This window comes from Klebsiella sp. 7-CIP_Kleb. (assembly GCF_050378655.1).
Classification (GTDB): domain Bacteria; phylum Pseudomonadota; class Gammaproteobacteria; order Enterobacterales; family Enterobacteriaceae; genus Klebsiella; species Klebsiella quasipneumoniae.
Map to the genome: position 1 here is coordinate 17,064 of NZ_JBNRLJ010000005.1, position 18,653 is coordinate 35,716.

Below are 18,653 nucleotides of genomic sequence, written 5' to 3' on the forward strand. Positions count from 1 at the left end.
ATGAGAGCTATCACCGCCTTATTGCTGCTGTGCATATCCGCCTTCAGCTTCGCCGCCCCGGCGGAAGAACCACAAGCAAACGCTAATGACCAGCTGGCGCAGCTGCTGTTTAACGATCCGAACAGCCCGCGCACCGGCGCGAAAGCGCCAAAACTGACGATCGTCTCGTTTACCGATTACAACTGCCCTTACTGCAAACAGTTTGATCCGCTGCTGGAAAAAATCGTCCACGATAACCCGGACATTCAGCTGATCGTTAAGCTGCTGCCGTTCAAGGGGCAAAGTTCGGTCAATGCCGCCAAAGCGGCGCTATCGACCTGGCGCCAGCAGCCCGATAAGTTCTGGGCGCTGCATCAGCGGCTGATGGCGAAAAAAGGCTATCACGATGACGCCAGCATCGCCGCGGCGCAGAAGAAAACCGCCACCGATAGTGTAAATATCGATGACAAGACCATGGATTCGCTGAAGATGAACCTGATTTTGTCGCAGGTGCTGAATATTCAGGGCACCCCGGCGACCATCATCGGCGATCAGATGGTGGCCGGCGCGATCCCTGCTGATGAGCTGGAGGGGCTGGTGAAAGAGCAGCTGGCGAAAGCCCGTGGCCAGTAAAATCAGGCGCTGGCTGCGCGAGCTGGCGGTGTGGCTGCTGATTGGCGCGGCGGTGAGCCTGGCGGTGGATTATTTTCGCCAGCCCGCGCTGCCGCAAAACGTCAGCGCCACATCGCTGCACGCCCTCGACGGCAGGACGGTGGATCTGAACGCCATGAGCCAGCAAAAGCCGCTGCTGCTGTACGTTTGGGCCACCTGGTGCGGAGTTTGTCGCTACACCACGCCGTCGGTGGCATCGCTTGCCGCCGACGGCGGCAATGTGCTGACGGTGGCCCTGCGCTCCGGCGATAACGCCGCGCTGGAGACGTGGCTTGCCAGAAAGAAACTGACGCTGCCGACGGTAAATGACCCGAGCGGCCAGCTGGCGCGGCAGTGGGATATTCGGGTGACGCCAACGCTGGTGGTGATTTATCGAGGCGAGGTGAAGTCGGTTACCACCGGCTGGACCAGCAGTTGGGGAATGCGCCTGCGGCTGTGGCTGGCCTCCTGGTAGGCCGCCGGGTTACCCGGCTCGCGCTGCGCTTAGCCGGGCTACGGGTACTGAGGCTGTGGCCGGCCTCCTGTTAGACCGTCGGGCTTTAGCGGTTTTTATGCCGGGTGGCGGCTACGCCTTACCCGGCCTACCATTCGGCTTTGACCCCGTAGGGCCGGCAAGCGCAGCGCCGCCGGGCAATAGACATCTACGGGTTATTTCCCGCCCGCCAGTTCAAGGAAGCTACCCGTTACATACGACGCTTTGTCGCTCAGCAGCCAGGCAATGGCCTGAGCGACCTCTTCCGGCTGGCCGCCGCGCTGCATCGGTAGCGAACCTTTCACTCGATCCACGCGCCCCGGTTCACCCCCGGAGGCGTGCATTTCGGTATAAATCAGCCCCGGACGGACGCCGTTGACCCGGATCCCCTGCGCCGCCACCTCCAGCGCCAGCCCGGTGGTCAGGGTATCCACCGCCCCTTTCGACGCGGCATAGTCAACGTACTCTCCCGGCGCGCCAAGGCGCGAGGCCGCCGACGACACGTTAACTATCGCCCCGCCCTTACCGCCATGCCGATGCGCCATGCGCTTGACCGCCTCGCGGCAGCAGAGGAAATAGCCGGTGACGTTGGTCGCCAGCACGCGGTTAATGCGCTCGGCGCTCAGGCTCTCCACCGTACACTGGGTAAAGAGGATCCCGGCGTTGTTGACCAGCGCCGTCAGCGGCTCGCCCATGCGGTCAATCGCCTCAAACATCGCCATCACCTGCGCTTCATCGCTGATGTCCGCCCGCAGCGCCGTGGCTTTGCCGCCAGACGCCAAAATGGTATTCACCACCTCGGTGGCGGCGTTAATGTTGTGATGGTAATTGACCGCCACGGTATACCCTTCCTGCGCCAGCAGCAGCGCCGTCGCCCGGCCTATGCCGCGGCTCGAGCCGCTAATAAGAGCTATTCCCATACCTTCCCTCCAAAAAAATAAAGGCGCCGCAGCGCCTTTAAAAGTTTAGCTAAAACGCAAACTTACTGGTATTCGCTCATCGGTACGCAGGAGCAGAACAGGTTGCGGTCGCCGTAGACATCATCCAGACGTTTCACCGTCGGCCAGTACTTGTTGTGCAACCCAGCCGGGAATACCGCCAGCTCGCGGCTGTACGGATGGTTCCACTCGCCCACCAGCTCGCCCTGGGTGTGCGGTGCGTTCACCAGCGGGTTGTCTTCCAGCGGCCATTCACCGGCTTTGACGCGGTCGATTTCCGCGCGGATCGCCAGCATCGCGTCGATAAAGCGGTCCAGCTCCACCTTGCTTTCCGATTCCGTCGGCTCAACCATCAGCGTACCGGCAACCGGGAAGGACATGGTCGGCGCATGGAAGCCAAAGTCGATCAGGCGCTTGGCGATATCCAGTTCGCTAATGCCGGTCTCTTCTTTCAGCGGACGAATATCGAGAATACATTCGTGCGCCACGCGACCATCGCGACCGGTGTAGAGCACCGGGTAGGCGTCTTTCAGACGGGTGGCGATGTAGTTGGCGTTAAGGATCGCGTTCTGGCTCGCCTGCTTCAGCCCTTCCGCGCCCATCATGCGAATATACATCCAGCTGATCGGCAGGATGGACGCGCTGCCGAACGGCGCGGCGGAAACCGCGCCCTGACGGGTCAGCATCCCTTCAATCTGCACCACGCTGTGACCCGGCACGAACGGCGCCAGGTGCGCTTTCACGCCGATTGGGCCCATACCCGGGCCGCCGCCGCCGTGCGGAATGCAGAACGTTTTATGCAGGTTGAGGTGCGAAACGTCGGCGCCGATAAAGCCCGGAGAGGTGATCCCGACCTGGGCGTTCATGTTAGCGCCGTCAAGGTAAACCTGGCCGCCGAACTGGTGCACGATCTCGCACACTTCGCGAATGGTCTCTTCATATACGCCGTGGGTCGACGGATAGGTGACCATGATGCAGGAGAGATTCGTCCCCGCCTGCTCTGCTTTTTCACGCAGGTCAGCGAGATCGATATTGCCGTTTTTGTCGCACGCAACCACCACCACCTGCATACCCGCCATCTGCGCGGAAGCCGGGTTGGTGCCGTGCGCGGAGCTTGGGATCAGGCAGATATCGCGATGGCCTTCGTCGCGGCTCTCGTGATAGTGGCGAATCGCCAGCAGGCCAGCATATTCGCCCTGCGCGCCGGAGTTCGGCTGCATGCAGACGGCGTCATAGCCGGTCAGTTTCACCAGCCAGTCGGAGAGCTGGGCGATCATCTGGTGATACCCTTCCGCCTGCTCGACCGGGCAGAACGGGTGCAGCTCAGCGAATTCCGGCCAGGTGATCGGGATCATCTCCGCCGCGGCGTTCAGCTTCATGGTGCAGGAACCCAGCGGGATCATCGCCTGGTTCAGCGCCAGATCTTTACGCTCCAGGGCGTGCATGTAGCGCATCATCTCGGTCTCGCTGTGGTAGCGGTTGAACACCGGATGGGTGAGGATCGCATCGTCGCGCAGCATCGCCGCCGGGATGGAACGGCTGTCCAGCGCCACGTCTTTATCCAGGGTATCAATGTCCAGACCATGATCGTCGCCGACGATGGCGCGGAACAGGTTGAGCACGTCTTCGCGGGTGGTTGCTTCGTCGAGCGTAATGCCCACCGCGCCGTGAATATCGCTGCGCAGGTTAATCTGCAGGGCTTCGGCACGCGCCAGCACCGCGGCTTTATCCGCCACTTCCACGCACAGGGTGTCGAAGTAGTGCGCATGGCGCAGCTTCAGCCCTTTCTTCTGCAGGCCGTCGGCCAGAATGTCGGTCAGGCGATGAATGCGGCCTGCGATACGTTTCAGACCCGCCGGGCCGTGGAAAACCGCGTACAAGCTGGCGATGTTGGCCAGCAGCACCTGCGAGGTACAAATGTTGGAGTTCGCTTTCTCGCGGCGGATGTGCTGTTCGCGAGTCTGCATCGCCATGCGCAGCGCGGTGTTACCCGCCGCATCTTTCGATACGCCGATAATCCGGCCCGGCATGGAGCGTTTGAATTCATATTTCGCTGCGAAGAAGGCCGCGTGTGGGCCGCCGTAGCCCATCGGCACGCCGAAGCGTTGGGCGGAGCCGAAGACGATATCCGCGCCCTGCTTGCCCGGAGCCGTCAGCAGCACCAGCGCCATAAAGTCGGCGGCGACGCTGACTATCACTTTGCGCGCTTTCAGCTCGGCGATCAGTTTGCTGTAATCGTGGATTTCGCCGGTGGTGCCCACCTGCTGCAGCAGCACACCGAAGACATCCTGGTGATCGAGCACTTTGTCGGCGTCATCGACGATCACGTCGAAGCCGAAGGTTTCCGCACGGGTGCGCACCACGTCCAGGGTTTGCGGATGGACATCGGCGGCAACGAAGAAGCGGTTGGCGTTTTTCAGTTTGCTGACGCGTTTGGCCATCGCCATCGCTTCGGCGGCGGCGGTCGCTTCATCGAGCAGCGAAGCGGAAGCGATATCCAGCCCGGTGAGATCGAGAGTGACCTGCTGGAAGTTGAGCAGCGATTCCAGGCGGCCCTGGGAGACTTCCGGCTGGTAAGGGGTATAGGCGGTATACCAGCCCGGATTTTCCAGCATGTTGCGCTGAATAACCGGCGGCAGCTGCACGGCGGTGTAGCCCATGCCGATGTAAGACTTGAAGCGCTTGTTGCGACCGGCGATCGCCTTCAGCTCTGCCAGCGCGGCGAATTCGGTTGTCGCGTCGCCCACCTGCGGTGGGGTCGCCAGCTGGATATCCTGCGGCACAATCTGGCCGATCAGGGCGTTAAGCGAATCCGCGCCGACGGTCTTCAGCATCTCTTGCTGCTGCTGAGCGTCCGGGCCAATGTGACGTTCAATAAAGGCGTCGCGGTTTTCAAGCTGACTTAAAGTCTGAGTCATGAGCGATGGTTCCTGAAACGTGCGGTGAATCGTGATTGTCTGACTGGTTTGCCCGGCAAGCGCTGATGCTTACCGGGCCGGAATACGCAAAATCATTCGCGCGGCAGGAAGCCAACGCCCCTGCAGCGTGAAGGATGACGCGTATTTATTCGTCTTCTAAAAGAGCTTCATAGGCGGCGGCATCCAGCAGCGCGGCAACCTGCGCTTCGTCGCTGGCTTTGATCTTGAAGATCCAGCCGTCGGTGTACGGGTCGCTGTTGACCAGTTCCGGCGAGTCGTTCAGCTCTTCGTTAACGGCAACGATTTCACCGCTAATCGGGGCATAAATATCGGAAGCCGCTTTCACGGATTCGGCAACCGCGCAATCGGCGCCCGCTTCGACGGTGGCGCCCACTTCCGGCAGATCAACGAATACCATATCGCCCAGCAGCTCCTGCGCATGCTCGGTGATCCCGACGGTATAGGTGCCGTCCGCTTCTTTACGCAGCCATTCGTGTTCTTTGCTGTATTTCAGTTCTGCTGGTACGTTGCTCATCAATTCATCTCCAAAAAAGGGAAATCACACAATGGCTTTGCCATTGCGTACAAAACCAGGTTTAGTCACTTTTACCGGCATTTCACGGTTACGAATTTGCACCACCGCGGTGTCGCCAATCCCGGCCGGCACGCGAGCCAGCGCGATGCTGTAGCCCAGCGTCGGCGAGAAGGTGCCGCTGGTGATAATGCCTTCTTTTTGGTTACCGTCGCTATCGGTAAAACGCACCGGCAGGCCGCCGCGCAGGACGCCTTTCTCAGTCATCACCAGGCCAACCAGCTGTTCGGTGCCCTTTTCACGCTGCATCTCCAGCGCTTCGCGACCGATAAAGTTACGATCCGCCGGTTCCCAGGCGATAGTCCAGCCCATATTCGCCGCCAGCGGAGAGACGCCTTCGTCCATCTCCTGGCCATACAGGTTCATTCCGGCCTCCAGGCGCAGGGTATCGCGCGCGCCGAGACCGCATGGCTTAACGCCAGCGTCCAGCAGACCGCGCCAGAAATCCGCCGCCTGCTCGTTCGGCATGGCGATTTCATAGCCCGCTTCGCCGGTATAGCCTGTGGTGGCGATAAACAGCTCGCCGGCCTGCACGCCGAAGAACGGCTTCATACCTTCCACGGCCTGACGCTGCGCGTCGGTAAACAGCGTCGCCGCCTTCGCTTTCGCCTGCGGACCCTGGACCGCGATCAGCGACAGATCGTCGCGGACGATGATTTCGAGGCCGTAGGGTTCAGCTTGTTCGGAAATCCAGGCGAGGTCTTTTTCGCGGGTGGCGGAGTTAACAACGAGGCGGAAATAATCTTCAGAGAGGAAATAGACAATCAGGTCGTCGATGACGCCGGCGGAGGCGGTCAACATGCCAGTGTAGAGCGCTTTGCCTGGGGTGGTGAGCTTCGCCACGTCGTTGGCCAGCAAATAGCGCAAGAACTCTCTGGTCCGGCTGCCATGGAAATCAACGATGGTCATATGCGACACATCGAACATGCCTGCGTCGCCTCGCACCGCATGGTGCTCATCAATCTGGGATCCGTAATGCAGCGGCATCATCCAGCCATGGAAATCCACCATGCGCGCGCCGCACAGCGTGTGTTGTTCATACAACGGAGTCTGTTGAGCCATCTTTTCCTCATCGAATAAAAACGGAACCAGCCACAAGATTGTCGGCGATTTTTCGCCACGAAATCGGGTGTCGGCATCGCTGACGAACGCCGACGCAAACGTTCTCTTTTGCCTGAACTTACCACCGAACCCGGCACTAAACCATAAGCTCATTCAGGGCATCACATTAGCTTATGACTAAAATCCGCCGAAAAGCCTACAGAGTTATTGACTGGAAAAAAGCGATTTATGCCACATAAAATTAACATTAAGGCGGCACTGATTAGGGAATGATGGTGTTTTGTGCGATTTTATCGTCCTAATTTCTTTAACAAAAAAAAGGACGCATTAATAAATCTAATGCGAAAAAAGAGGTGAAATTAGAATATTTCAAATGAGGGGGAAAACCCGGCGCGCAGGCCGGGTGAAAGAAGTGTGACGCGGTTAACGTAACCAGGCAGGCAGATCGTTGAGGCCCATCGCCTGGCGAATCAGCTGCGGTTTCACGCCCGGCAGCGTATCGGCCAGTTTCAGCCCCATGTCGCGGATGAATTTCTTCGCCGGATGGCTACCGGAAAACATGTCGCGGAAGCCCTGCATGCCCGCCAGCATCAGCGCGGCGCTGTGCTTGCGGCTACGCTCGTAGCGGCGCAGATAAAGATGCTGGCCGATATCCTTGCCCTGGGCGTGCAGGCGCTTCAGTTCGTCAATAAGCTCGGCGGCATCCATAAAGCCGAGATTGACGCCCTGCCCGGCCAGCGGGTGGATGGTATGCGCGGCATCGCCGACCAGCGCCAGGCGGTGGGCGGCGAACTGGCGGGCATAGCGGCCGGTCAGCGGGAAGACTTCACGTGCGCTTTCCAGCTGGCAGAGGCCAAGGCCATTATCGAAGGCGATATTCAACGCCTGATTAAAGGTGGCTTCATCAGCCTCCTGCATCCGCTGCGCCTCCGCCGGCGACAGCGACCAGACGATCGAGCACAGATGCGGATCGCAGAGCGGCAGGAAGGCGAGGATCCCGTTGCCATGGAACGCCTGGCGGGCCACCGCCTGATGCGGCTCAGCGGTACGGATGGTCGCCACCAGCGCATGATGATGGTAATCCCAGAAGGTCAGCGGAATATCGGCTTTATTGCGCAGCCATGAATTGGCACCATCGGCGCCGATCACCAGCCGCGCGGTGAGCATGCTGCCGTCCTGCAGGCTGAGAAAGGCTTCATTCTCGCCCCACGCCACCTGCTGCAGTTGCGCAGGCGCCAGCAGGGTAACGTCAGCGCAACGCTGCGCCTTCTGCCACAGCGCATAATGCACCACAGCGTTTTCAATAATGTGGCCCAGATGGCTGAAGCCCATGCTCTGGTCATCAAAGCTAATGCGGCCGAAGCTGTCTTTGTCCCACACTTCCATGCCGTGATAGCAGCTGGCGCGCTGGGCGACGATCTCTGACCAGACGCCGATGCGGGTCAGTAGCTTTTCGCTGGCGGCGTTAATTGCCGACACGCGCAGCGCCGGCGGCGCATCGGCGGCCAGCGGCTGCGGCTCCGCTTTCTCCAGCACCGCGACGCGCAGGCCGCTGCCCTGTAAACCGCAGGCTACAGCCAGCCCCACCATTCCACCGCCAACAATGGCAACATCAACACTTTGCACGTTCTACTCCTTAACGGGGAACCCAACCGAGGGTACGCTGCGCCAGCGCATCGCGCGCCGGGGTAAATAATTCCATGGCCATCAGACCGACATTGCGCCCCACCACCAGCGGCGCCCAACGGTTGGCAAACAGATGCACCAGCCCATCGGTCACGCCGATGGTGGTGGCTTTATCCCCTGCCCTGCGCGCCTGATAGCGACACAGCAGCGGATAATGGCCGACATCTTCGCCGCTGAGATGGGCGTCAGCGAGCAACTCCGCCAGGCTCATCACATCGCGCAGGCCGAGATTAAAGCCCTGCCCGGCAATCGGGTGCAGCGTCTGCGCCGCGTTGCCGACCAGCGCCAGGCGGTGCGACACCGCGCGGCTGGCGGTGGTGAGAGCCAGCGGATAGACGCTGCGCTTCCCGGCGTGAGTAATGCGCCCCAGCCGCCAGCCGAACGCCTGCTGCAGCTCCTGACAAAAACGTTCGTCAGACCAGCTCAGCACCTCATCGCGGCGCGACTGCGGATGACACCACACCAGCGAGCAGCGCCCTTGCGACATCGGCAGCATTGCCAGCGGGCCATGCTCGGTAAAACGTTCGAACGCGCGGCCTTCGTGGGGCAGCGCGGTGCTCACGTTGGCGATAATCGCCAGTTGCTCATAGGGCTGCTGTTGCCAGCTGATGCCGCAGCGGGCGCCCAGCGACGAACGCGAACCGTCCGCCGCCACCAGCAGCTTACCGCTGATCGTTTCGCCCCCCTCAAGGGTAAGGCTGACGCTCTCCTGGCTGCGACTGACCGCTGCCACTTTCGCCGGGCAATGTAGCGTCACGCCCGGTGCCTCGCGCAGCAGGCTAAACAGTCGCTGGCCGACATCGTGGAGTTCAACCACCTGACCCAGCGCCGACAGGCTATAATCCGCCGCCGCCAGATTCACAAAACCAGCATGGCCGCGGTCGCTGACATGTACCCGCTGGATAGGCGTCGCCCGCTCGGCGAGACGTTGCCAGACGCCGATGCGCGCCAGTTGCTGGCAGGTGCCGGCGGCCAGGGCGATCGCCCGGTCGTCGAAGCCGGGATGGCGAGCCGACTGGGGAGCCTGCGCCTCAATCAGATGGACCGGCAGCGCGCCGCCGGTCAAACGGGAGATGGCCAGGGCGAGCGTCGCCCCGGTCATCCCGCCGCCGACGATCAGCACGCTCATGACTGGCGCGCCGCCGCCATCAGCGCCTCGATCTCATCCGCCTTCTTCACCACGCCGGCGGTGAGATTTTCGTTCCCGTCTTCAGTGATCACGATGTCATCTTCAATACGGATGCCGATGCCGCGGTACTGCGCCGGCACGTCGGCGTCGGCGGCGATATACAGCCCCGGCTCGACGGTCAGCACCATTCCCGGTTCCAGGACGCGCGAACGGTCGGTGTCGTAATTACCGACATCGTGCACATCCAGCCCCAGCCAGTGGCTCAGACCGTGCATAAAGTACGGGCGGTGGGCGTTGTTGGCGATCAGCTCGTCAACCTCGCCTTTGAGGATCCCGAGCCGCACCAGGCCGGTGATCATGATGCGCACCACTTCCTGATTCACCTGGCAGATTGAGGTGCCCGGGCGGTAGAGTTCCAGCGCGGTCTCCAGCGATTCCAGCACGATATCGTAGATTTCGCGCTGCGGCTGGCTGAATTTGCCGTTCACCGGGAAGGTGCGGGTAATGTCGCCGGCGTAGCCGCGATACTCGCAGCCGGCGTCAATCAACACCAGATCGCCGTCGCGCAGTTCAGATTCATTTTCGGTGTAGTGCAGAATGCAGCCGTTTTCGCCGCCGCCAACGATGGTGTTATAGGAAGGGAAACGCGCGCCGTGGCGATTGAATTCATGAAGAATTTCGCCTTCCAGCTGATACTCGAACATGCCTGGGCGGCATTTTTCCATCGCCCGGGTATGGGCCAGAGCGCTAATTTCACCGGCGCGGCGCATCACGGCCAGCTCTTCCGCCGATTTGAACAGGCGCATCTCATGCACAATGGGCCGCCAGTCGATGACCGAGTTCGGCGCCTGCAGGTTCTGGCGCGAGCCTTTGCGTAGTTTTTCGAGGGCGTTGAACACAATCTCATCGGCATAGGCATATTCGCCCTGGGCGAAATAGATAGCGTCCAGACCGTTGAGCAGCTGATACAGCTGCTGGTTGATTTCGCTGAACGCCAGCGCCCGGTCAACGCCAAGCTTCGCCGGCGCGGCCTCCTGGCCCAGACGGCGACCGAACCAGATCTCAGCGGTCAGATCGCGAACCCGGTTGAACAGCACGCTATGGTTGTGGGTTTCATCGCTTTTAATCAACACCAGCAGCGCTTCCGGTTCGTTGAAGCCGGTGAAGTACCAAAAATCGCTGTTCTGCCGGTAGGGATATTCCGAATCTGCACTGCGTACCGCTTCCGGTGCGGCGAAAATCAGCGCCGCGCTGCCTGGCTGCATCTGCGCCAACAGCGCCTGGCGACGCGAGAGAAATTCCTGCTGAGTCATGACGCCCCCTGAACGAATTTTAGTTAGTGTAATGTCGGTTTGCGGACTTCCGGTGCGGTTGGCTGCTGACGCGCAAAGGTGTCGTGGCACAGCAGTGCGGCAACGCGGACATACTCGATAATCTCCTCCAGAGACATCTCCAGCTCTTCCTGATCTTCGTCTTCATCGTAGCCCAGCTGGGCAATATTACGCAGATCGTCAATCGCTTCCCCGGTTTCGTCTTTCACTTTATCCAGCTTCGGCTGGCTCACGCCAAGGCCAAGAAGGAAGTGGTTGACCCAGCCGGCGAGAGCGTCGGCGCGATCAAAGACGCTCACCGCATCGCCTTCCGGCAGATACAGTTGAAAGAGGAAGCCGTCGTCATCCAGTGAGTCGCTGATGGCGGAATGCATGTTACGCAGCGCCTGGGCCAGCTCATGGCCGAAGGCGAGACCTTCGTTGGTCAGGTCGTGCACCAGCGGCTGCCAGCTGCTGTCCGTGTTGCCGCCGCACAGCAATCCGCTGATCAAACCGTGCATCTCGGCCGGGGTAAGCCCTACCCCTTGTTGGTTCAGTAACTGGTCTACATCGTTGTAACCAGGCATTTCGTTCTGTATAGACATGCGCATTCGTCATCGTTGGGAGGAATATTCATGGTATGCTACCACTTTGGACCCTGGTGAACCAGAATAGGGCTTGTATCTTCGCACCAGGGTAGCTATAGTGTCGCCCCTTCGCAGACCCGGGTCAGGGTGTGAAGGCAGCGCAGTCAATCAGCAGGAAGGTGGCATGTCTGCACAACCCGTAGATCTCCAAATTTTCGGCCGTTCACTGCGAGTGAATTGCCCGCCTGAACAAAGGGATGCCCTGAATCAGGCAGCTGAAGACCTTAATCAGCGGTTGCAAGATTTAAAAGAACGCACTAGAGTCACAAATACTGAGCAGCTGGTCTTCATCGCCGCGTTGAACATCAGCTATGAGTTGACTCAGGAAAAAGCGAAGACCCGCGACTACGCTTCCAGCATGGAGCAGCGCATTCGCATGCTTCAGCAGACCATCGAGCAAGCATTGCTTGAGCAAGGTCGCATAAGCGAAAGACCAGGGTCGAAGTTTGAATAACACTTTGCAGTTAACTGTGTTAGAGTAACTCCAGGAACAAAATTTCTCTGAGATGTTTGCAAGCGGGCCAGTCCCCTGAGCCGATATTTCATACCACAAGAATGTGGCGCTCCACGGTTGGTGAGCATGCTCGGTCCGTCCGAGAAGCCTTAAAACCGTGACGACACATTCACCTTGAACCAAGGGTTCAAGGGTTACAGCCTGCGGCGGCATCTCGGAGATTCCCTTCCTCACTTCGCATTATTCCCCCACACCTGTTTTCGGCTGACGCCGCACTGTATTACACTGCTTTCTATTGTTTCGCCTGCTCGCCATGAGACCTGCATGACCCTACAGCCCGATACCCTGCTTTCCCGCCAGCATATTCGCCAGCAGATCCGCGAGCGTCGACGCGCGCTCAGCCCTGAGCAACAGCGGCAGTTTGCCCTGCAGGCCGCAGAGCGAATGATGGCCTGGCCGCCGGTGGTTCTCGCCCACACCGTGGCGCTGTTTCTCTCCTTTGACGGCGAGCTGGACACCCAACCGCTGATTGACCAGCTCTGGCGGGCCGGCAAGCGGGTGTATCTCCCGGTGCTGCATCCGTTTAGCCCCGGTAACCTGTTGTTTTTACATTACCATCCGCAGAGCGAACTGATAGTGAATCGCCTGAAGATCCGTGAACCGAAGCTCGACGTGCGCGACGTGCTGCCGCTCGCTGATCTCGATGTGCTGGTCACCCCGCTGGTGGCCTTCGATGCCGGCGGACAACGGCTGGGGATGGGTGGCGGTTTTTACGACCGGACGCTGCAAAACTGGCAGCAGTATCGCCTGCAGCCGGTGGGCTACGCGCACGACTGCCAGCAGGTGGACACCCTGCCGAGCGAAGAGTGGGATATTCCGCTGCCGGCGGTGATCACCCCGGGCAAAACCTGGTGTTGGTAGGTACGTGGGGAGAAGAATTTCTGCCTGGAAGGTGTTAACAAAAAAACGGGCAGGCACGCGACCTGCCCGAGAGGCAAAAATGGTTAGAACAGCAGACGGGCGCGGATAGTCCCCGGAATCGCTTTCATCGCCTGCAGCGCCTGCTGGGCAACATCTTCTTCCGCTTCGATATCAATAACCACGTAACCCATCTGCGGCGACGTTTGCAGATACTGGGCGGCAATATTGATGCTCTGCGCGGCGAAGATCTGGTTGATGGCGGTCAGGACGCCCGGCCGGTTCTCATGGATGTGCAGCAGACGGCGTCCACCGTGCAGCGGCAGAGAAACTTCCGGGAAGTTGACCGCCGACAGGGTAGACCCGTTGTCAGAGTACTTCGCCAGCTTGCCGGCCACTTCCAGACCGATGTTCTCCTGCGCTTCCTGAGTGGAGCCACCGATATGCGGCGTCAGGATCACGTTATCAAACTCGCACAGCGGCGAAGTGAAGGGGTCGCTGTTGGTCGCGGGTTCGGTCGGGAAGACGTCGATCGCCGCCCCGGCCAGATGCTTACTCGCCAGCGCATCGCATAGCGCCGGAATATCCACCACGGTACCACGGGAGGCGTTGATCAGCAGCGCGCCCGGCTTCATCAGCGCCAGCTCTTCCGCGCCCATCATATTTTTGGTGGAGGCGTTTTCCGGCACGTGCAGGCTAACCACATCACTCATGTTCAGCAGGTCGGAGAGATGCTGTACCTGAGTGGCGTTGCCCAGCGGCAGTTTGTTTTCAATATCATAGAAGAAGACATGCATCCCCAGCGATTCCGCCAGAATGCCGAGCTGGGTGCCGATGTGGCCGTAACCGATAATCCCCAGTTTCTTGCCGCGCGCTTCAAAGCTCCCCACCGCCAGCTTATTCCATACGCCGCGATGCGCCTTGGCGTTGGCTTCCGGCACGCCGCGCAGCAGCAGCAGCAGCTCACCGATCACCAGCTCGGCCACCGAACGGGTATTGGAGAATGGCGCGTTAAACACCGGAATACCGCGTTTCGCGGCGGCGTCCAGATCGACCTGGTTGGTACCGATGCAGAAACAGCCGACGGCAACCAGTTTTTCCGCCGCGGCGAAAATCTCTTCAGTCAGGTGGGTACGGGAACGCAGGCCGATGAAATGGGCATCACGGATCGACGCTTTCAGCTGTTCGGAATCCAGCGCGCCTTTATGAAATTCAATGTTGGTGTAACCTGCCGCGCGAAGGCTATCGATTGCCTTTTGATGCACACCTTCAACCAGCAGAAATTTAATCTTGTCTTTTTCCAGTGATACCTTAGCCATTTCCCCGTCCTGTTTTGTCTTAACTGATGTCGTGCTGAACGAAAGTTCGTCTCAGCAACATATCAAAAAAAACTATCGCGGCAATATGAACGTTTGCGTCGCCGTCCTGAAGAAATGTCATTCAGAAGGAAATGGCAGGACAAAACACCAGAAAGATAATGAACGGTAGCGCGTTAATCAGAATGGTTGCACAAATGTGACAGAAGTCACTAAATTGCGCCAGGTGAAAAAATATTTGCGAGGGAGCCGGTTGGCTCCCTGCGGACAGACTATTTTACGATGGTTTTCACACCGTCAGCGGTGCCGATCAGCGCCACGTCGGCGCCGCGGTTGGCGAACAGCCCCACGGTCACGACGCCAGGAATGCCGTTAATCGCGTTTTCCAGCGCGATAGCATCGAGAATTTCCAGGCCGTGCACGTCAAGGATCACGTTGCCGTTATCGGTCACCACGCCCTGACGGTATTCCGGACGGCCGCCCAACTTGACCAGCTGGCGCGCCACGGCGCTGCGCGCCATCGGAATGACCTCAACCGGCAGCGGGAATTTACCCAGAATATCGACCTGCTTGGAGGCATCGGCGATGCAGATAAATTTATCCGCTACCGAGGCGATGATCTTCTCACGGGTCAGCGCCGCGCCGCCGCCTTTGATCATCTGCATGTGGCCGTTGATCTCATCCGCGCCGTCAACGTAGATCCCCAGGCGATCGACGCTGTTGAGATCGAAGACGGTGATCCCGAGGCTTTTCAGCTTCTCGGTGGAGGCATCGGAGCTGGAAACCGCCCCTTCGATTTGCCCCTTCATGGTGCCCAGCGCGTCAATAAAATGGGCCGCCGTCGAGCCGGTGCCTACGCCCACAATGGTCCCTGGCTGTACGTATTGCAGCGCCGCCCAACCTACCGCTTTTTTCAGTTCATCCTGCGTCATAATTATGGTCCGAGATGTGAATGCCTGTGGCGCATTATAGAACATCGACAGTGGAAATGTCCCTGCGATGCAGATCACACAACAGAGCAGACCAATTTCGTCTGTATCAAATAAAAATTTATGTCATAGTGCGAGATAACGATTAGTTATGGGGGCACGCCAGAATAATGAAACGACCGGACTACAGGACACTACAAGCGCTGGACGCGGTGATTAGAGAACGAGGATTTGAGCGCGCCGCGCAGAAGCTATGTATTACCCAGTCCGCCGTCTCACAGCGTATTAAGCAACTGGAAAATATGTTCGGCCAGCCGCTGCTGGTACGTACCGTGCCGCCGCGCCCAACCGAGCAAGGGCAAAAATTGCTGGCGCTGTTGCGCCAGGTTGAACTGCTGGAGGAAGAGTGGCTGGGGGACGAGCAGACTGGCTCCACGCCGCTGCTGCTGTCGCTGGCGGTGAACGCCGACAGTCTGGCGACCTGGCTGCTGCCGGCGCTGGCTAATGTGCTGTCGGACTCCCCTATTCGTCTCAACCTGCAGGTGGAAGATGAAACCCGCACCCAGGAACGCCTGCGCCGTGGCGAAGTGGTCGGCGCGGTAAGTATCCAGCCACAGGCGCTGCCAAGCTGCCTGGTGGATCAGCTCGGCGCGCTCGATTACCTGTTTGTCGCCTCAAAAGAGTTTGCGCAACGCTATTTCCCCAACGGCGTAACGCGCTCGGCGCTGCTGAAAGCGCCGGTCGTCGCTTTCGATCATCTGGATGATATGCATCAGGCATTTCTGCAGCAAAACTTCGACCTGCCGCCGGGTAGCGTCCCCTGCCATATCGTCAACTCGTCGGAGGCCTTCGTCCAGCTGGCGCGCCAGGGCACCACCTGCTGCATGATCCCCCATCTGCAGATCGAAAAAGAGCTCAACAGCGGCGAGCTTATCGACCTCACTCCCGGCCTGTTTCAGCGCCGTATGCTTTACTGGCACCGCTTTGCCCCGGAAAGCCGCATGATGCGCCGGGTGACCGATGCGCTCATCGACTACGGCCACAAGGTGCTGCGTCAGGATTAAGCCGCGGGCATAAAAAAAGCCACTTCGCTGAAGTGGCTTTTTTGTTTCTATCGCTTACTGGGCCGGTTTCGGCGCTTCAGCCGGTTTCGCCGGCGTGGCCGGGGCCGCAGCCTGCGCCGGCTGCAGTTCAAACACGACGTCGACCTGGTCGTCAAACTGGATTGTGGCCTGCTCGTAGGTTTCCTGGGCGGAAACCGGCGCAGCGTCAGCGGCCTTCATCATGCGAACCATCGGGCTCGGCTGATAATTAGAGACGTGGTAGCGCACGCTGTACACCGGACCCAGCTTGCTGTGGAAACCTGCGGCCAGCTCCTGCGCCTGATGCACGGCGTCGTCGATCGCCGCTTTACGCGCTTTATCTTTGTAGGCGTCCGGTTGCGCAACGCCCAGCGAGACGGAGCGAATTTCGTTCAGACCGGCTTTCAGGGCGCCGTCCAGCAGACCGTTGAGTTTATCCAGCTGGCGCAAGGTCACTTCGACAGTGCGCACCGCGCGGTAGCCTTTCAGAATGCTTTTCCCGTTCTGATAGTCGTAATCAGGTTGGGTGCGCAGATTCGCCGAGTTGATGTCTTTTTTCGCAATGCCGCTCTTTTCGAGGAAAGAGAGGTATTGCGCAACGCGATCGTCAGCCTGTTTTTTTGCCGATGCGGCATCTTTTGCCGCCACGTTCACTTCGATCGCCAGGGTGGCGATATCCGGAACCGCAGCAACGCTTGCTGTGCCTGAAGTCACAATATGCGGACCGTCCGGCAATTCGCTGGCCTGTGCCGCCATCGTGCTAAATCCGAGTGTTGCCGCCAGGGCTAAGACTTTTAACTTCACTGTCGTTTCTCCATGTTACTTAAATCGCCCTTACGGGACGCATGCCAGCAAGCTTAGCGCGTACAGCGGGAAAGTCCATCGGACAACGCTTAGTTGAGCAACGCCTGGATATGGCCGACGCCCTCTTTTGCCAGCTGAAACGCAATAAACCACATGACGGCGCCGACCACAATGTTGATGATCCGCTGGGCTCTGGCGGTACGCAGCCGCGGCGCCAGCCATGCGGCCAACAGCGCCAGACCAAAGAACCACAGGAAAGAGGCGCTAATGGTTCCCAGCGCAAACCAGCGCTTCGGCTCCATCGCCAGCTGGCCTCCCAGGCTGCCCAACACCACAAAGGTATCCAGATAAACGTGCGGATTCAGCCAGGTGACCGCCAGCATAGTGATAATGATTTTCCAGCGCCCCTGCTGCATCACCTCGGCGCTGGCGAGCTCAAGATTCTGGCTGAACGCTGTTTTCAATGCGCCAAAGCCGTACCACAGTAAAAAGGCCACGCCGCCCCAGGTCACGAGCGCCAGTAGCCAGGGGGACTGCATCAGCAGCGCGCTGCCGCCAAAAATGCCGGCGCAGATCAGCAGCAAGTCGCTGACGGCGCACAGCAAGGCAATCATCAGGTGATACTGACGACGGATCCCCTGGTTCATCACGAAAGCATTTTGGGGGCCAAGCGGCAAAATCATTGCCGCCCCCAGGGCAAGGCCCTGAAAGTAATAGGTAAACATGAGGATTTTTCCGCTGTGTTCGAGAGTGGCGCTGACTATAACGCGAATAAATTATTAGCGGAAATTGAAAGTATTAATCATTAATAAGCAAAGCTAATAATGAGCCATTAAAAAAGGCCGGCATCGCCGGCCTGAGTCACTGAGTGGCGGTTTACTCGGCTTTTTCCGGCAGACGCACCACATGAACATCCATCTGCGGATAAGGGAAGCTGATGCCGTTGGCGTCAAATTCACGCTTGATGCGCTCGAGGATATCCCAGTAGACGTTTTGCAGATCGCTGCTTTTGCTCCAGACGCGCACCACGAAGTTCACCGACGAGGCGCCGAGTTCGTTCAGGCGAACCGTCATTTCCCGATCGCGCAGAATACGATCGTCAGATTCGATAATCGAGGTCAGGAGCTGCTTCACCTTGTCGATATCGGCATCGTAAGAGACGCCGATAATAAACTCATTGCGGCGCGCCGGTTCACGGGAGAAGTTAATGATGTTGCCGGCGATGATTTTGCCGTTCGGCACCACCACCACTTTACCGTCGGCGGTACGCAGGGTAGTGGAGAAAATCTGTACGTTAAGCACCGTACCCGCTATACCACCAAGGTCGACATACTCGCCGGCGCGGAAAGGGCGGAACATCACCAGCAGTACGCCAGCCGCGAGGTTAGACAGTGATCCCTGCAGCGCCAGACCGACGGCTAAACCCGCGGCGCCCAGCACCGCAATGACCGAGGCGGTCTGCACGCCCACGCGTCCCAGGGCGGCAATCAGGGTAAAGGCGATAACCGCATAGCGCACCAGCGCGGAGAGGAAATCGGCAACGGTGGCGTCAATTTTACGCGCCAGCATCAGGCGGTTGACGGTATTAGAGACGACGCGCGCCACGATCATCCCGACGATCAGGATAGCGATAGCCGCGACGATGTTGACGGCATAGCTCAGCAGCAGCTCCTGGTTGCGTGCCAGCCACGTCCCGGCGTGGTTGATGCTATCGACAACGTTCAAATCTTCCATTTAACATTCCT

General features: G+C 59.2%; 18 protein-coding genes and 1 other RNA gene. 6 read left to right on the forward strand and 13 right to left on the reverse strand.

Going from position 1 to position 18,653, the window contains the following annotated elements; translation table 11 throughout:
* Both ACQUTI_RS17305 and ACQUTI_RS17310 read left to right on the forward strand, forming a co-directional pair.
* Positions 1-612, forward strand: coding sequence for a DsbA family protein (locus ACQUTI_RS17305; protein WP_017899795.1), 612 nt, complete (start codon positions 1-3; stop codon positions 610-612).
* Positions 602-1,105, forward strand: coding sequence for a protein disulfide oxidoreductase (locus ACQUTI_RS17310; protein WP_004205308.1), 504 nt, complete (start codon positions 602-604; stop codon positions 1,103-1,105). Before ACQUTI_RS17305 ends, ACQUTI_RS17310 begins: the two co-directional genes overlap by 11 nt.
* A gap of 194 nt (positions 1,106-1,299) precedes the next feature.
* Here ACQUTI_RS17310 and ACQUTI_RS17315 read toward each other — a convergent pair whose 3' ends face one another.
* The 8 genes from ACQUTI_RS17315 to ACQUTI_RS17350 form a co-directional block, all read right to left on the reverse strand.
* Positions 1,300-2,043, reverse strand: a complete 744-nt coding sequence (locus ACQUTI_RS17315; RefSeq protein WP_064187790.1) for an SDR family oxidoreductase — start codon at positions 2,041-2,043, stop codon at positions 1,300-1,302.
* A 62-nt stretch (positions 2,044-2,105) separates the two neighbouring features.
* Complete coding sequence (gene gcvP / locus ACQUTI_RS17320) at positions 2,106-4,979, reverse strand: aminomethyl-transferring glycine dehydrogenase (RefSeq protein WP_428923332.1); 2,874 nt, start codon at positions 4,977-4,979, stop codon at positions 2,106-2,108.
* A gap of 145 nt (positions 4,980-5,124) precedes the next feature.
* Complete coding sequence (gcvH, locus tag ACQUTI_RS17325; RefSeq protein ID WP_002916479.1) at positions 5,125-5,514, reverse strand: glycine cleavage system protein GcvH; 390 nt, start codon at positions 5,512-5,514, stop codon at positions 5,125-5,127.
* 24 nt (positions 5,515-5,538) lie between these two features.
* Positions 5,539-6,633 carry a glycine cleavage system aminomethyltransferase GcvT gene (gcvT, locus tag ACQUTI_RS17330; protein WP_004205303.1) on the reverse strand — a complete coding sequence of 365 codons (1,095 nt, stop codon included), beginning with the start codon at positions 6,631-6,633 and terminating at the stop codon, positions 5,539-5,541.
* A 423-nt stretch (positions 6,634-7,056) separates the two neighbouring features.
* Positions 7,057-8,259: an FAD-dependent 2-octaprenylphenol hydroxylase gene (gene ubiI, locus ACQUTI_RS17335; protein ID WP_032456601.1), complete on the reverse strand. Its 1,203-nt coding sequence runs from the start codon at positions 8,257-8,259 to the stop codon at positions 7,057-7,059.
* 10 nt (positions 8,260-8,269) lie between these two features.
* Positions 8,270-9,448, reverse strand: a complete 1,179-nt coding sequence (ubiH, locus tag ACQUTI_RS17340; RefSeq protein WP_122542302.1) for a 2-octaprenyl-6-methoxyphenyl hydroxylase — start codon at positions 9,446-9,448, stop codon at positions 8,270-8,272.
* Positions 9,445-10,761 carry a Xaa-Pro aminopeptidase gene (gene pepP / locus ACQUTI_RS17345; protein ID WP_017899789.1) on the reverse strand — a complete coding sequence of 439 codons (1,317 nt, stop codon included), beginning with the start codon at positions 10,759-10,761 and terminating at the stop codon, positions 9,445-9,447. Before pepP ends, ubiH begins: the two co-directional genes overlap by 4 nt.
* A gap of 23 nt (positions 10,762-10,784) precedes the next feature.
* Positions 10,785-11,363 (reverse strand): YecA family protein, encoded by a 579-nt coding sequence (locus tag ACQUTI_RS17350; RefSeq protein WP_002916486.1) that lies wholly within the window; start codon positions 11,361-11,363, stop codon positions 10,785-10,787.
* A gap of 166 nt (positions 11,364-11,529) precedes the next feature.
* Between ACQUTI_RS17350 and zapA the strand changes: the two genes are divergently transcribed.
* The 3 genes from zapA to ACQUTI_RS17365 all read left to right on the forward strand — a co-directional run bounded on the left by zapA (position 11,530) and on the right by ACQUTI_RS17365 (position 12,780).
* Positions 11,530-11,859, forward strand: coding sequence for a cell division protein ZapA (gene zapA, locus ACQUTI_RS17355; RefSeq protein WP_004205298.1), 330 nt, complete (start codon positions 11,530-11,532; stop codon positions 11,857-11,859).
* A 41-nt stretch (positions 11,860-11,900) separates the two neighbouring features.
* A non-coding RNA gene (gene ssrS, locus ACQUTI_RS17360) (6S RNA) lies at positions 11,901-12,084 on the forward strand.
* Positions 12,085-12,183: 99 nt separating this feature from the next.
* Positions 12,184-12,780 (forward strand): 5-formyltetrahydrofolate cyclo-ligase, encoded by a 597-nt coding sequence (locus tag ACQUTI_RS17365; RefSeq protein ID WP_004205297.1) that lies wholly within the window; start codon positions 12,184-12,186, stop codon positions 12,778-12,780.
* Positions 12,781-12,863: 83 nt separating this feature from the next.
* Here the strand turns inward: ACQUTI_RS17365 and serA are convergent, their stop codons facing one another.
* Positions 12,864-14,096 carry a phosphoglycerate dehydrogenase gene (serA, locus tag ACQUTI_RS17370; protein WP_043520934.1) on the reverse strand — a complete coding sequence of 411 codons (1,233 nt, stop codon included), beginning with the start codon at positions 14,094-14,096 and terminating at the stop codon, positions 12,864-12,866.
* A 269-nt stretch (positions 14,097-14,365) separates the two neighbouring features.
* Positions 14,366-15,025, reverse strand: a complete 660-nt coding sequence (gene rpiA / locus ACQUTI_RS17375) for a ribose-5-phosphate isomerase RpiA (protein WP_002916495.1) — start codon at positions 15,023-15,025, stop codon at positions 14,366-14,368.
* A 167-nt stretch (positions 15,026-15,192) separates the two neighbouring features.
* On the opposite strand from rpiA, the gene argP reads away from it, so the two are divergent.
* Entirely contained in the window at positions 15,193-16,086 is an 894-nt protein-coding gene (gene argP / locus ACQUTI_RS17380) for a DNA-binding transcriptional regulator ArgP (protein ID WP_002916497.1), read from the forward strand.
* 54 nt (positions 16,087-16,140) lie between these two features.
* Here the strand turns inward: argP and ACQUTI_RS17385 are convergent, their stop codons facing one another.
* The 3 genes from ACQUTI_RS17385 to ACQUTI_RS17395 all read right to left on the reverse strand — a co-directional run bounded on the left by ACQUTI_RS17385 (position 16,141) and on the right by ACQUTI_RS17395 (position 18,642).
* Complete coding sequence (locus ACQUTI_RS17385) at positions 16,141-16,908, reverse strand: oxidative stress defense protein (RefSeq protein WP_004205295.1); 768 nt, start codon at positions 16,906-16,908, stop codon at positions 16,141-16,143.
* Positions 16,909-16,997: 89 nt separating this feature from the next.
* On the reverse strand, positions 16,998-17,633 hold the full coding sequence (gene argO, locus ACQUTI_RS17390; RefSeq protein WP_004205294.1) for an arginine exporter ArgO: 636 nt from the start codon (positions 17,631-17,633) through the stop codon (positions 16,998-17,000).
* Between the two features lie 151 nt (positions 17,634-17,784).
* Positions 17,785-18,642, reverse strand: a complete 858-nt coding sequence (locus ACQUTI_RS17395; RefSeq protein WP_122542300.1) for a small-conductance mechanosensitive channel MscS — start codon at positions 18,640-18,642, stop codon at positions 17,785-17,787.
* Positions 18,643-18,653: the final 11 nt, after the last annotated feature.